The sequence below is a fragment of the Marinobacter sp. genome, from assembly GCF_048266785.1.
In the GTDB taxonomy this organism is placed as follows: Bacteria; Pseudomonadota; Gammaproteobacteria; order Pseudomonadales; family Oleiphilaceae; genus Marinobacter.
On sequence record NZ_JBLWYX010000009.1, the window covers coordinates 35,073 to 48,810 of the forward strand.

Below are 13,738 nucleotides of genomic sequence, written 5' to 3' on the forward strand. Positions count from 1 at the left end.
TGGAGACCGATCATGACTATTCGTATCGCTATTAACGGCTTCGGACGCATTGGCCGCAATGTGCTCCGCGCACTTTATGAGAATGACTACCGCAACCAGGTCCAGGTGGTTGCCATCAACGACCTTGGCGATGCGGAAACCAACGCTCACCTGCTGAAGTACGACAGTGTGCACGGCCGCTTCAGTGGCAGCTTAAACCACGACTCCGAGTCGCTCTCGGTCAACGGCGACCGCATTGCCATTACCGCCATCCGCAGTCCGGAAGAACTGCCCTGGAAAGACTATCACGTGGATGTGGTGTTCGAATGCACAGGCCTGTTCACGTCCCGTGGCAAGGCCGAGGGCCACCTCAAGGCAGGCGCCCGCAAGGTCATCATATCGGCGCCCTCCCCTGATGCAGACGCCATGGTGGTCTTCGGGGTAAACGACAATACCCTGACCGCCGAACACAACATCATCTCCAATGCCTCCTGCACCACCAACTGCCTGGCACCGGTGGTTCAGGCTCTGCACGAAAAGATCGGTATCGAGAGTGGAGTGATGACGACGATCCATTCCTACACGAATGACCAGAAGCTGAGTGACGTCTATCACTCGGACCTCTACCGGGCACGCTCCGCCACTCAATCCATGATCCCCACCAAGACCGGCGCCGCGGCTGCCATTGGCAAGGTCATCCCGGAACTGGCGGGAAAATTTGAAGGGCTGGCCGTGAGAGTCCCTACTATCAACGTTTCGCTGGTGGATTTTGGCTTTATTGCCAGCCGTGACACCACGGTTGAGGAAATCAACGAAGTGCTCAGGGCAGCCGCTGAAAAGAGCCCGGTACTGGGCTACAACGACGAAAAGCTGGTCAGTGTGGATTTCAACCACAACGCCCTGTCCAGCATCTTCGACGCCAACCACACCCGGGCCATGGGGCGTCATGCAAAAGTCATGGCCTGGTACGACAATGAGTGGGGTTTCTCCAACCGAATGCTGGATAATGCCGTCGCCCTGATGAAAAAAGCGAACTGATTTTACGACTGAAAAACAAAAGGAATCTGCAACCATGCTACGGCGTACCAAGATCGTCGCCACACTAGGCCCCGCCACCGATTCGCCGGAATCACTGTCGGCTATTATTGCCGCCGGTGTCGACGTAACCCGGCTGAACTTTTCTCACGGCAGTGCGGAAGATCACATGGAACGCGCCCGCCGGGTACGGGAAAGCGAAAGGCCAACGGCCGTTTCGTCGCCCTGCTGGCCGACCTGCAGGGCCCCAAACTGCGCATTGCCCGTTTTGCCGACAACAAAGTCACCCTGAAAGCTGGTCAGCAGTTTGTTCTGGATGCGGCCGTGGACAAGGAAGCCGGCAATGACGAACGGGTGGGCATCGACTACGAGCAGCTGATCAAGGACGTCAAACCCGGAGATATCCTGGTGCTGGACGACGGCCGTATCGAGATGGAAGTGGAGTCGGTGGACGACACCAGCATTTCCTCCCGCGTTCTGATCGGCGGCCCCCTTTCCAACAACAAGGGCCTGAATAAGCGCGGCGGCCTGTCTGCAGAAGCGCTAACCGAAAAAGACAAGCAGGACATCGTCACCGCCGCCAAGCTGGGCGCGGATTACGTGGCGGTATCCTTCGTGCGTACCGCCGACGACATGCACGTCGCCCGTCGTTTGCTGAAAGACGCCGGTTCGGAAGCTCGCCTGGTGGCAAAAATCGAACGTGCGGAACTGGCCCATGACAATGCGGCGCTGGACGCTGTCATTGAAGCGTCTGACGCAGTGATGGTCGCCCGACCTGGCGGTGGAAATCGGCGACGCAGAGCTGGTGGGCGTGCAGAAGCACATCATCAACCGCGCACGGGCACTCAATACCGTGGTCATCACCGCGACCCAGATGATGGAATCCATGATCGAAAACCCAATGCCCACCCGGGCAGAGGTGTCGGACGTGGCAAACGCGGTGATGGACTACACCGATGCGGTGATGCTGTCCGCGGAAACGGCGGTGGGGGATTACCCGACCGAAGCAGTCCAGGCAATGGTGCGGATCTGCATCGGCGCCGAGAAGCAGCCTTCGATGCATCAGTCAAAGCATCGTATCCATGAAAGCATGGAACATGTGGACGAGGCGATTGCCCTGTCCGCCATGTACGCGGCAAACCATCTGGAAGGCGTGACGTCGATCATCTGCATGTCGGAAACCGGCGCAACGCCCCTGCTGATGTCCCGCATCAAATCGAGTCTGCCGATTTTCACCTTCTCCCGTCACCATTCCACGCAACATCGGGTCACCATGTTCCGTGGCGTGCAGACGGTTCCGCTTGATTCGGAAGCGATTGAGCCCGGTGAGACCAATGCGCGGGCGGTGGATGAACTGGTGAGGATGGGAGTAGTTAAAGACGGCGACCTGGTGGTGATCACCAAGGGTGATTACGTCAACGCCCAGGGCGGCACCAACACCATGAAGATTATTCGCGTCGGTGCGGATATTCGCTAGTGGTTTGAGTTAGGGAGTTGCCCTCTGTTTCGTAGCCTGCTGGCTTGGTGCTTGAAGGCCCCACCGCCAACCGCGAACGCACCGAAATACCAGGCTACCGAGGGCCAACTCAAAGGCCAGAAGTCAGAGGTCCAGAAGACTCCCCCGAACAATCTCCGAAATCTGGTCCCAGTCACCAGAGTCAACCGGCTCTCCCGGCGTCAGCCAGGTACCACCAACCGCCGCAACGTTGTCGAGGGCCAGGTAGTCTTTGGCTGTATGTCGGCGGATACCGCCGGTCGGGCAAAAGGTCACATCCGGGAAAGGGCCACCAAAGGCTTTCAAGGCCGGAATACCGCCAGAAACCTCCGCCGGGAAAAACTTGAATTCTCGGTAACCCAGGTTGTAGCCAATCATCAGCTCAGAAATCGTCGCAACACCGGGCAACAGCGGAGCATCGGAGGTCAGTCCGAATTCCAGGATGGGCTCTGTGACCCCCGGAGTAATCACAAACTGGGCACCGGCAGACTCTACCTCACGGTACTGGGCGATGCTGGTGACCGTGCCGGCGCCCACCCAGGCTTCTGGAATGGCTTTCCTTACCTGCTCGATAGCTTTCACTCCATGGGGAGTGCGCAGGGTAATTTCCAGAACGCGAATGCCACCGTCAACCAGCGCCTGGCATAAAGGCACTGCCTGGTCAGGATGATTGACGGTGATGACCGGAATCAGGGGCGAGGCATTGAGCACCGACTGGACCCGTTCGCGGTGAAAGTCAGACAGTTGATTGGAATCACGCGTCTTCATACCAGCTCCTTCCGTCCCGGGTAGTCATGGCAATGGACGCCACCGGGCCCCAGGTTCCCGCAGCGTAGCGCTTTGGCGGGGAGCCGCTGTCGTCCCAGTTGCGCATGATCTGATCCACCCACTGCCAGGCGTTTTCAACCTCGTCACGGCGAACGAACAGATACTGGTTTCCCTTCATTACCTCCCATAGCAGACGCTCATAAGCGTCCGGGATTCGATCGGTCTCGAAGGTTTCCGAAAAGGTCAGTTCCAGCGGTCCCTGGCGCAGGCGCATGCCCTTGTCCAGCCCCTGGTCCTTGGTCAGGATCTGTAGTGACATGCCCTCGTCCGGCTGCAGCCGGATGATCAGTTTGTTGTTGGCCAGGTGCTTCTGATCCGGGTCGAAAATATAGTGCGGTGCCGGTTTGAAATGGATGATGATCTGGGACAGCTTCTCCGGCAACCGTTTACCGGTGCGGATATAAAAAGGCACGCCAGACCAACGCCAGTTGTCGATCTCTACCTTGAGGGCCACGAAGGTTTCGGTCTTGCTGCCCTTGATGGCGCCTTCTTCTTCCAGATAGCCGGGCACAGGCTTGCCGGTGCTGGTGCCCGCGGTGTACTGGCCGCGCACCACGTGGGTTTCCATCAAGTCCGGGGTAATACGGCGCAGCGCTTTCAGCACTTTTACCTTTTCATTGCGGATACTGTCCGCCGACAGGTCTGACGGTGGGTCCATGGCGATCAGGCATAACAACTGCAACAGGTGGTTCTGCACCATGTCGCGAACTTGGCCCGCCTTGTCAAAGTAACCCCATCGGCCTTCAATGCCGACACTCTCGGCAACCGAAATTTCCACGTGGGAAATGTGGTTCTGATCCCACTGTGATGCGAACAGGTTGTTGGCAAAACGAAGCGCGATCAGATTCTGGACCGTTTCCTTGCCCAGATAATGATCGATACGGAACAGCTGGTTCTCGTTAAAGACTTCACCCAGCTCGTCATTGATCACCTTTGACGATTCAAGGTCATGCCCGATGGGCTTTTCAACCACAGCGCGGGTGTTGTGATCACAACAACCATTACGGTGAAGGTTGCGGGCGATTTCACCGTACATTGCCGGTGCTGTGGCCATATAGACAATCAGATTGCTCTGGTCGCTGCTGTGCCAGTCGTTGAGATGGGCAAACCCTTTTGGCTCATTGAAATCGAGGCAATGATAATCAACCCGCCCCAGAAAGCGTTCCGCGACAATGTCATCGAACTCTCCCGCTTTCACGTGTTCCCGAAGTTTGTCCTTTAAAAGGTTTCGGGCTCCGGCGGTATCGTATGTCTTCCGGTCAATGGCAAGAACGCGGCTCTTTCGGTGCAGCAGGCTGGCTCGTTCGAGCTGATAAAGCGCAGGAAAAAGCTTTCTCTGCGCGAGGTCGCCTAGGGCGCCGAACATCATCAGATCGCAACGTGTTTCGTTCCGGTCAGCCATCGATTTATCGTCTCCGTGATCTCGGGGGCATACAAGCAGGGGGTTTTGACTGCATTTTAATAGTAATTTTTATAAATAATTGCATAAAATACGCGACAATCCAAGGCATAAACCCATAAATGATATTTTTACTACCATATATTGCCGCTAAACACGCTGTAATCCCCATGATTTCCTGGACTGAGTCCATCAGCTTCAGGAGTGCCCGCGATGGCTGCTAAGAGACCCCAGCGCGACGACAATTTGCTTGAGGATATCCAGCGGCGACCGGAAACTCTGAATAAATCCGAGCGCAAGGTTGCCGAAGCCATTCTTCGCGACCCCACCGCCGCCAACCGCCGCAGTATCGCGGTGCTGGCACGGGCTGCCTATGACATGAAAATTGCGCAAGATGCCCTTGAAGACCAGTTTAAAAATATCCGGCCTTGGAGCTCAGGTTCGGGAATTGTGTACTGGGCATAACCGGGCGTTATGCGAGGCGTTCGTCTTGACGTGCGTACCTAAAGACGTCCACTTGGTGAAAAGTTGAGTACACGAAAGGTGCGTCATGACCGGAATCACAGCAACTGAGTCGCGCAGCAACCGATATCGGTTAATTGAAGAGACCGCCGAGTCCCACCAGCCAATCGTCATCATGGGTAGGCGGAACAAATTTTCCACCGCTTCGCGGGTGTGTCATGACGAAAGACTCCGGTCTTTCTTGCTGTACTCAAGATGAGGGAAGGCCCCTCGGTCTCGGTGACCAGACACTGGGATCAAACCGCCCTGTGCGGCTCGCATTAAGAGTGCGGGTCGTGAGCGACAGGGGAAAAGGCCGCCAAGAGCGGTCAGGTAAGTGCCCAAGGAGATGAACGAAAGTGAACCGCCGATGAGGTGTCGAAACGGTGAATGTTGCTGTCAAAACCGGGGTCCCCGCGAAATTCCGGGAAGAGCTACGACGCAGACTGGTGTCGGGCGTAGCGGCAGCCGGCATAGAGGCGGCATGACCTGGGTACAGGCTTGAGTATGGAACATGAGAACCTGTCGTCCTGATGTTAAGGGAGAAGCACAAGTGGTAACCCCACGAGGCGAGAGTACCGATGCAGGACACAGGGACGGATTGCCCCGTAGTAGTGTTGAAGCACCTGTAATGGGTGTGGAGCGAAGGGGGCAAATTATCCCGTCGTGTTCGGATGGCCAACCAGATTCCGGGAGGAGCCATGTGAATTCGACAAAACCGTATACCATCCGGAAAGGCTTGGTGTATCAGGCCTACAAACGGGTTCGGGCCAACAAAGGTAGCGCGGGCGTAGATCGTCAGAGTCTGGAAGACTTTGATGCTGACCTCCGCAATAACCTCTACAAGCTTTGGAACCGTTTATCCTCGGGAAGTTATCATCCACCACCGGTATTGCGTGTAGACATTGAGAAAGCAACGGGAGGAACACGTCCTCTGGGCATTCCAACCGTCGCGGATCGTATTGCACAGACGGTGGTTAAGCTGCAAATTGAACCGGAGCTGGAACGACACTTCCACCCAGACTCTTATGGCTATCGACCTGGAAAATCGGCGCATAATGCGTTGAAACAAGTTCAGGCTCGATGCTGGAAGAAAGCCTGGGTGTTGGATATGGACATCCAGGGCTTCTTCGACAACATCGACCATGAGTTGCTAATGAAGGCGGTGGACCGGCATGTGGTCGAAGGCTGGCAGAAGCTGTACATTCGGCGCTGGCTAAACGCACCGGTTCAGTTGGTGAATGGTTCCATCAAGTCGCGCGACCAGGGCACGCCGCAAGGCGGTGTGATCAGTCCACTGCTGGCGAATCTGTTCCTGCACTACGTCTTTGATCGCTGGGTGGAGAAGCGCTGGGGTGGCATTCAGTTCGAACGCTATGCGGACGATATTGTGTGTCACTGCTCCAGTGAACGAGAAGCTCAAGCGCTTAAAGCCGTTCTTGAGGAAAGGTTCAGGGCCTGCGGTCTGACGTTGCATCCAGAGAAGACGAAAATCGTCTATTGTAAGGGTGGACAGCATCGGCAGGATTACCCGGTATTCGCGTTCGACTTCCTCGGTTTCACCTTCCGGCCGCGCTGGATGCGCAATCGGCAGGGTCGTCGGGGAGTGTACTTCATGGGAGCTATTAGCCAGCGGGCAGCAAAAGAGATTCGTACCAAGATCACTGAGTGGCCCTGGAAACGGTGGCGGCAGCAGGAGTTTGGGCAGTTTGTCCGGTTCTGCCAGTCCCGAATCCGAGGCTGGATGCACTACTACGGTCTATTTGGTCGTCGCTATATTCGCAATGTGTTGTTTCACTTCGACTTGCGACTCAGCCGGTGGGCCAAAGGAAAGTACAAGAAGCTCAGGGGGCTGGTACAGGCAGCCCATCGGGTAAATACCTTGAGGTGGCGACACCCTCGGCTATTTGCGCATTGGGTGGGATAATAGGTAGCGGTTGGATAATAAGAGCCGTATGAATCGAGAGGTTCACGTACGGTTCTGTGAGAGGCTTTGGGGGCGGTTCCCATTGCCTACTCGACCTCCAAAAATTGCCGCAAAGCTTCGCGTTGATCGATCCTCGTGAATGTCCGCTTTGCGACCAGCGCATCCTCTGAACTCAGCTAAACAAAAGCGGACATTCGCTGCGATCAAAATTTGAACTCAGTTTGTACCGTTCGGAACCCTTTCTCAGATATCCCAGATTCCAAAGGCCGGCAGCTCGATTCCACAATAATGCCGGTGGGTGCTATGGTAAAAGCTAATGAGTTTTCTCCCTTGTAGTGCTTGGTCGCCTTCCAGCTTAGCGGGTAACCGCTGGGCTGGGAAAAAGGCTCAATCAGTATCAATTCGCGTCACACGGATGGTCTTTCTCCGCTCCCAAAGGACACCGGTGCGCTAATCGTTAGCCGGCGTGCAACAGTGTAAACTTGAATAGGATACTTCTGGTGGCTTGAAGGAGTTCTTAAAGCCACATCCGATAACAGAATTTGGACGATGCCCAATGGATGCTATTATCGAAGTCAATGTCCGGGTTGACCAGATAGAACTGAGAAACATGAGGCCGGTTTTTATCTCGGATAAATCCTACGAAAGGGCGATGCAACTAAAACAGGGATGTTTACACTGCCACTGTACCGCCAAGAACGCATTTTCCGTCGCGCTGGCGTTGAAATCCCACGATCCGCACTCGCCGAATGGGTCGGTGCCTGCGGTAATGCCGTGGCCGAAGCCGGCCTTGTAGCCGGCATAATCATCACAGAACAGCTTGTCTTGCCAGTCACGGGCCCTGAGGTGGTGTCTTTTTACAGCCCCTTCCAGAATCGGGTGTCCTCCCGCACGGTATTCCTGGCCAGAAAGCCGGTCAGTTGACCGGGCGACCGGTGTAGCCGGTGAAATCCGGCTTTTTCGGTTGGTGCTTGTCGTCGGTCATGTAGGCGGACGTCAGGATAAATTCGGCGGTGGCGTGGTTGCAGGCCACGGGAATATTCCATAATGCCGCGATGCGCAATAGCGCCTTGATATCCGGGTCGTGGGGCTGGGGCTCCAGTGGGTCCCAGAAGAATACCAGCAGGTCGACTTCCCCTTCCGCGATCTTGGCGCCAATCTGCTGGTCGCCTCCCAGTGGGCCACTGAGCAGGCACACGATATCATCCCTTTCCAGGTTCTCTTTCAGCAACCTGCCGGTAGTGCCGGAGGCATAAAGCCGCAGGGCGGCGAAGCGGGTCTGGTTCTCAGAGACCCAGTCCACCAGCTCTTTCTTCTTGTTGTCGTGGGCTACGAGGGCGACGGATTTAACAGCCATTTGCGGTAAAGTCTCCGTGTTGGGAAAGTGTCTGGTATTGGGCTTTAGTGTTTCATATCCATCATAAACGCGGAACACGAAACTGAACCGCCCCGGGTATCGCGGAGGCCCGTTGGTTTAAGTCACGCTGCCATAGCAGCCTGACTGTTAAGTTGCCGGTAGTAGTTTGCCTCAGCTTCTGCCGGCGGGATATCCTCAGTCGCCTTGCGAGTCGTGGTGATGGCGCTGTAGAGCGTCAAGGCCATGGCCAGGATCACCCGTGCCACCAGCACGACACCCGTCTGGGTCAGGCGCCGGGTGCGGATCGCGAGGTCAGGGGTCATGTCTGTCTCCTGGCGATGTATGAGCTGGTGCGAAACCTCACCATGAACATGTATAAAACTGTCTCTGTACGCTTCCGTACATAGGGCTTTTTCATGAGTCTGAAACATGAGTGGACCGGGGTAAGTCCAGGCTGAAACTCTCTAAGGAAAAGTGTCTGTCTATCCGCCTGAATGTTCGCTTTGCGACCACACCGAACTTCACGCTTCAGTCTGCACCATGGCCATTTGCCATGAAACTCACCTTTGGTGGGCCAGATCCGTCATATGAGTCGATCTACAAGGGCAGGGGAGCTATGGGTCCTGCGCTATGAAAAAAACTTAGAAAAGTGGGCTAAAAATTTTAACTTGTCAGGTAAGCAAACCAGTGGACTTCAAGGGGAGCATGAACAGTAATAATGACTGGGCTTTAAAGTCTATTGGTTGCTGGACTAACCAACATAGTGGTACCCGGCATCCTGCAACGCCTCCTTCAGTGACTCCTCGGGAGGTTCTTCGTAAATGAGCGTTGTTGACGGTGACACATGGCCAGCGATTTTTTGTGCAACTTTAACTGACTTCTTTTGTTCATGAATGATATTCGTCATTAAAGTCCTCCGGCCACTGTGGGAACTGGCTCGCTCAATACCTGCCCAATCCCTCTGCATGAGAGCAAAGTGTTCTTGGAGAGTATTTGGAGAATAAGGGCCTCCTTTTTGAGTCAGGAATAGGGGATCGCTTTTTTTGACTGGAGGATTACTGGCTAGGCGGATGGATAGATAGTTTTCTATAGCAGTTCTCAGAGCGGCGTCATTCATCGGAAGATCTCGCGATTTACCACGATGTTTATTGACCTCCGGATAGAAATCTTCCGGTCGAATCTCCGCACCGGCTTTCGCCATGGTCTCGATTTGCCGTATGAGTTGGTCAAAATCATGCACGCTGAAACTGATCCGACGCCGCTGGTATGTCGACTTGGATCGTTTCAAAGCATCAGCACCTTTAGTGTAGGCCGCCGGCAACGCCAGGATTTCTTTGAGCATGAACGAGCGGTTGCCAGAAGTTCGGATGCCAAGTTCGGCCACGTCCTTGATTTGAAGAAGCGCAACTTCCTGGACCCGCAGTCCGAGCTTGAAGCTAATCTGAACCAGCGCTGTGTTCTTTTCCGGGTAGCGGTGCTCCTGGATCACATTCAGGAGATGGCCGAACTGATGGGGCGTGAGTACGCGGGCTTGGCCGGTTTTGCTCATTAGCTAATGGGCTCCTGGTAACTCTTCGATGAAGAAGAAAAGGGCGAAAACTAAATCCGTAATAATGTTAGTTTAACGGATACTATACTGCGCATAATGTATATTATGTTAAATTAGATAATTACTTGTTACAGCCAGATCAGGTGGTTGAACGAACACAACAAGTACTGAACAAACTTTTCGCTTACTGGTGATAAACCAGCCTTCACACGTTGGTCCAGCGCTGACTGAAAAAGTCCAGGAACACATGAATACGTACAGCCAAGGTCGTATTCCTATAATAGACTGCGTTGACAAGCTCCCTTGGGTTGGGAGGTACCATGTGATCATTCAGCAGCTCCACAAGATCTCCTCGCTCGACATCTGCACCAATCATGAACCGGGAAAGGTAGGCTAACCCGTTCCCCCTCAGGCAAAGTTGGCGAACGGCTTCCCCACTGCTGGCCCTTATGCTGGGCTGGACTCTTACCCCCTCGCCTAGCTGCCAGACATTCAGTGATTCCGGGGCGGTGAAGCCAATAATATCATGGTTTTTGAGCGCAGCAGGCGTGTCGCATGCGCCCCTCCGTTTCAGATAATCAGGCGATGCCACTACCGACAACGGCGACCGACCAAGCGCCCGGGCGTGCAGGGTCGAATCCTCCAGCGAGCCGATCCGTATGGCGACATCAATCCGGCGTTCGATCAGGTCGACAATTTGATCACTGGCCGTTAGCTGCAGCTCAATGTCCGGGTAAGTCTCCCGGAAAGCCCGGACGTGGGGCACAATCTGATGCAGCAAAAATGGATTTGCTGCGTCTACCCGCAAACGGCCCGCCGGCCGTTGTTTTACGCCGCACTCCGTGTACGTTGCCTCAGGTCTGAATATCGCGGCGTTCAACATCGGTATTGCGGTAGGTGCCTGGCTTGGTGGGCACGTGGTCGAGGACATGGGGCTGATGAACACTCCCTGGATTGGTGGTGTGATAGTGCTGAGCGCCCTGCTCCTGACTCGCATCTCCGCAACGCTGGATAACCGCGAACGGGTCACGACCGCCTGATCCAAAAACGGCCTCCCGCAAGAGAGGCCGTACGAGGTGTGTTATGAATCTATCCAGAATGAGAAGACGAGAAATGTATTTCAGGAAGGCTCAATGGACACGTACAAATTGGTAATTCTGTCCATTTTCTTAAGCATGGACTCGGTAGTCACCTGAATAACGAAAGGTACATAGCGTCCGCTTTCGCCCAGCTCAAACCCCGATCGTGAGAATTCCCATTGGGCCGCCACTTCATTCAGGGCCTGGTTTATCTCGGCAGTGTTAAGGGAAGATTCAGTCAGGAGCTTCAGTGCCTGATCAAAGTCGCTGAGCGCCTGCTCAAACGCTTTGTCCAGCGACTCACTGGTGACTCGCCAACTCTTCGCCACATATAACATACCAATACGTTGTGACAACATACGCTGGCGCCCGGAGATATTAATCAGTTCGCCCTTCTCTTCGCCTGAATATGTCTCGAACAACTGAACATTTTTTTCACACAACTCAAGCAAACGGGAGCCGCCTTCGATCACGGAAAGCGCTTGGCGATGCTCTGGATTTCCAATCGCCAACTGACGGAATTTATTCCACTCCCGGCGAATGTTCTGCAGAGATGCGGTAATTGCTGGCGTAGGCGAGAAGCCTTCCAGCTCTCCGAGGTGCTCCTCGAAAAGAGCCACACTGGCGTCCAGCTGTTTCTGGGCCTTGTCGGCAGCGACGTCCTGGCCAGCCAATAGATAGGACTTGGCGATACGCTGTGTCAGCATCCGCTGCATGCCAGCCTTGTTAATCGCAGTGTCAATAGTCAGTACTTCTGCAGTAACGCTCGTCGGTAAAATAGATGAGAGCATGATCATCAGTATCGCGATCATTACCAAGGGCGGAATCACCGCTTGCGCAGGGTGTCCAGTAAACTGGTCACGCCTGAGCATCCTGAAACTGGGTCGCATCAAATATTCCTCTGTCAATGGTGTAGCCGAAAAGAGCCCGAAGAAGCATCGTCTGCACCAGGATCATGAAGTCGTGAAGCTACACTTCTTGCCGGAAAACATCTTTGACGATAGTCATTGGCCACTTTGCAGCTGCCGAATCATCTCTGGAATTTACTCCAGGTTTGGTTGGTACTTTGTGTGGTCGTCCGGTGGAACACAGAATTACAAACTACATTTGGTAACGATAATCGCGTCTTTATTAACCTAAGAATCCTGATTTTTGTCATGAAATGAATATATAGTCTTCGGTCCAAAATAAGAGGCAAAAAGGACGAGGGCCATAATAAATGAATAAGAAAGCAACTTTGCTTGCAGGATTTTTGATTTTTCTGTGCAGTTTTCCGATATTCGCAGACACCATCAAGCTTGGATTTAACTACCCGCAATCTGGCCGTTACAAGGACTTGGGCCTGCAGCAAAGACTGGCTGCTTTTCTGGCCGTCGAAGAAATAAACAAGGCTGGTGGGATTCTTGGTAAAAAGGTTGAACTGGTTATTCGCAACACAACCGGATCTCCTGAGCGTGGTGCCGCTAACACTGAAGAACTCATCACGCAGGAAAACGTAGACATGGTTTTTGGCGGCGCATCCAGCGCAGTGACTATTGCTTCAGGCAAAGTTGCGAAGAATCTGGGCCGTCTCTATTTTGGTACAACAACCTCAGCGAATGCCACGACTGGCAGTGAGGGCCATGATCACATGTTTCGTGAATACCCCAACGCCTGGATGACAGCAAACACTTTGGGGAACTATCTCACCTCGAATTTCAGTGATTCAAAATATTTTTACGTAACGGCCGATTATACTTGGGGCTGGTCCTCGGAAGAATCATTCCGAAAATTTACAAACACTACCGATAAAGAGGCTCATCCCCACGCCCTTACACCATTTCCTGCCGCTTTCATTAAGGATTTCAAGGAAGCACTTGGTGCCGCCGAAGAAAGCGGAGCGGATATCCTGCTTCTGGTTTTGTACGGTGACGATCTCGTGAGAGCGCTTAAGGTTGCCCACGAGATGGGTCTCAAAGATAAAATGCAGATAGTGCTGCCCAACATCACCGTCGGGATGGCTCAGGCTGTCGGGGCCACCATCATGGAAGGTGTGATTTCAACAACCCCGTGGGAATGGATGATCCCATACCAGTTGGACTTTGTTCGGGGCCAGGAGTTTGTGGAGGCATTTACCGAAAAATACAAAGTAAGGCCTACCTCCACTGCGGCAACGGCTTATAGCATCGTGTATCAGTACAAAGATGCAGTTGAGCGTGCCGGTACGACAAAAACCCAGAACCTTATAAAGGCGTTGGAGGGGCACGAATTCACCTTGCTCAAAGATCGTCAACAGTGGCGAGCCTTTGACCATCAGAATTTGCAAACACTATACGTAGTGCGCAGCAAAGAAAGAGAGGAAGTCGTCAAGGACCCGCTACGCAGTGATTTCTTTGAAGTCGTAGGCTCGCTTGAAGGGGAAAAAGCGGCACAGACACTCACGGAATGGCAGGCCGAGCGCGCAGCAGCCAATAAACCACCGCACTTGTGAGACCGTACTTCAGGCCCCTGTCGGGCGAGTGGACTCGTTGCTGCTCGTCTTGACCTTGCTTTCTTTGTAAGCCCGCTACAGCTGTTCGGGACAGCAATCAAACAACTTGAATGGTCGCT

The 13,738-nt window shown here is 53.9% G+C and carries 10 protein-coding genes and 5 pseudogenes; 8 read left to right on the forward strand and 7 right to left on the reverse strand.

The window, feature by feature from the left end; all coding sequences use genetic code 11:
* Window positions 1-12: 12 nt before the first annotated feature.
* Window positions 13-1,017 (forward strand): type I glyceraldehyde-3-phosphate dehydrogenase, encoded by a 1,005-nt coding sequence (gap, locus tag ACN0V1_RS13350; RefSeq protein ID WP_417545463.1) that lies wholly within the window; start codon window positions 13-15, stop codon window positions 1,015-1,017.
* Between the two features lie 34 nt (window positions 1,018-1,051).
* Window positions 1,052-2,491, forward strand: a pseudogene (gene pyk, locus ACN0V1_RS13355) (pyruvate kinase).
* 123 nt (window positions 2,492-2,614) lie between these two features.
* Here pyk and ACN0V1_RS13360 read toward each other — a convergent pair.
* Together ACN0V1_RS13360 and zwf are read right to left on the reverse strand one after the other, a co-directional pair.
* Entirely contained in the window at window positions 2,615-3,277 is a 663-nt protein-coding gene (locus ACN0V1_RS13360; RefSeq protein WP_144776842.1) for a bifunctional 4-hydroxy-2-oxoglutarate aldolase/2-dehydro-3-deoxy-phosphogluconate aldolase, read from the reverse strand.
* On the reverse strand, window positions 3,264-4,739 hold the full coding sequence (gene zwf, locus ACN0V1_RS13365; RefSeq protein ID WP_417545464.1) for a glucose-6-phosphate dehydrogenase: 1,476 nt from the start codon (window positions 4,737-4,739) through the stop codon (window positions 3,264-3,266). The genes ACN0V1_RS13360 and zwf overlap by 14 nt, the downstream gene beginning before the upstream one ends.
* A 210-nt stretch (window positions 4,740-4,949) precedes the next feature.
* On the opposite strand from zwf, the pseudogene ACN0V1_RS13370 reads away from it, so the two are divergent.
* The 4 genes and pseudogenes from ACN0V1_RS13370 to ACN0V1_RS13385 form a co-directional block, all read left to right on the forward strand.
* Window positions 4,950-5,108, forward strand: a pseudogene (locus tag ACN0V1_RS13370) (transcriptional regulator HexR); the annotation flags it as partial.
* Between the two features lie 178 nt (window positions 5,109-5,286).
* A pseudogene (locus ACN0V1_RS13375) lies at window positions 5,287-5,391 on the forward strand (type II toxin-antitoxin system prevent-host-death family antitoxin); the annotation flags it as partial.
* 549 nt (window positions 5,392-5,940) lie between these two features.
* Entirely contained in the window at window positions 5,941-7,164 is a 1,224-nt protein-coding gene (gene ltrA, locus ACN0V1_RS13380; protein ID WP_417545465.1) for a group II intron reverse transcriptase/maturase, read from the forward strand.
* Between the two features lie 678 nt (window positions 7,165-7,842).
* A pseudogene (locus ACN0V1_RS13385) lies at window positions 7,843-7,932 on the forward strand (IS66 family transposase); the annotation flags it as partial.
* 148 nt (window positions 7,933-8,080) lie between these two features.
* Here ACN0V1_RS13385 and ACN0V1_RS13390 read toward each other — a convergent pair.
* The 4 genes from ACN0V1_RS13390 to ACN0V1_RS13405 all read right to left on the reverse strand — a co-directional run bounded on the left by ACN0V1_RS13390 (window position 8,081) and on the right by ACN0V1_RS13405 (window position 11,001).
* Window positions 8,081-8,521 carry a methylglyoxal synthase gene (locus ACN0V1_RS13390; protein ID WP_144776839.1) on the reverse strand — a complete coding sequence of 147 codons (441 nt, stop codon included), beginning with the start codon at window positions 8,519-8,521 and terminating at the stop codon, window positions 8,081-8,083.
* Window positions 8,522-8,643: 122 nt separating this feature from the next.
* Window positions 8,644-8,844 carry a hypothetical protein gene (locus tag ACN0V1_RS13395; protein WP_144776838.1) on the reverse strand — a complete coding sequence of 67 codons (201 nt, stop codon included), beginning with the start codon at window positions 8,842-8,844 and terminating at the stop codon, window positions 8,644-8,646.
* Between the two features lie 428 nt (window positions 8,845-9,272).
* Window positions 9,273-10,070, reverse strand: a complete 798-nt coding sequence (locus ACN0V1_RS13400) for a site-specific integrase (RefSeq protein ID WP_144776837.1) — start codon at window positions 10,068-10,070, stop codon at window positions 9,273-9,275.
* A 205-nt stretch (window positions 10,071-10,275) separates the two neighbouring features.
* Entirely contained in the window at window positions 10,276-11,001 is a 726-nt protein-coding gene (locus tag ACN0V1_RS13405; protein WP_417545466.1) for a LysR substrate-binding domain-containing protein, read from the reverse strand.
* Between ACN0V1_RS13405 and ACN0V1_RS13410 the strand changes: the two are divergent.
* Window positions 10,901-11,110 (forward strand): annotated as a pseudogene (locus tag ACN0V1_RS13410) (MFS sugar transporter); the annotation flags it as partial. The gene ACN0V1_RS13405 and the pseudogene ACN0V1_RS13410 sit on opposite strands and share 101 nt — an antisense overlap.
* Before the next feature lie 80 nt (window positions 11,111-11,190).
* On the opposite strand, the gene ACN0V1_RS13415 reads toward ACN0V1_RS13410, so the two are convergent.
* Window positions 11,191-12,039 (reverse strand): type IV pili methyl-accepting chemotaxis transducer N-terminal domain-containing protein, encoded by an 849-nt coding sequence (locus tag ACN0V1_RS13415; RefSeq protein WP_417545467.1) that lies wholly within the window; start codon window positions 12,037-12,039, stop codon window positions 11,191-11,193.
* Between the two features lie 329 nt (window positions 12,040-12,368).
* On the opposite strand from ACN0V1_RS13415, the gene ACN0V1_RS13420 reads away from it, so the two are divergent.
* On the forward strand, window positions 12,369-13,619 hold the full coding sequence (locus tag ACN0V1_RS13420; protein WP_417545468.1) for an ABC transporter substrate-binding protein: 1,251 nt from the start codon (window positions 12,369-12,371) through the stop codon (window positions 13,617-13,619).
* Window positions 13,620-13,738 lie beyond the last annotated feature (119 nt).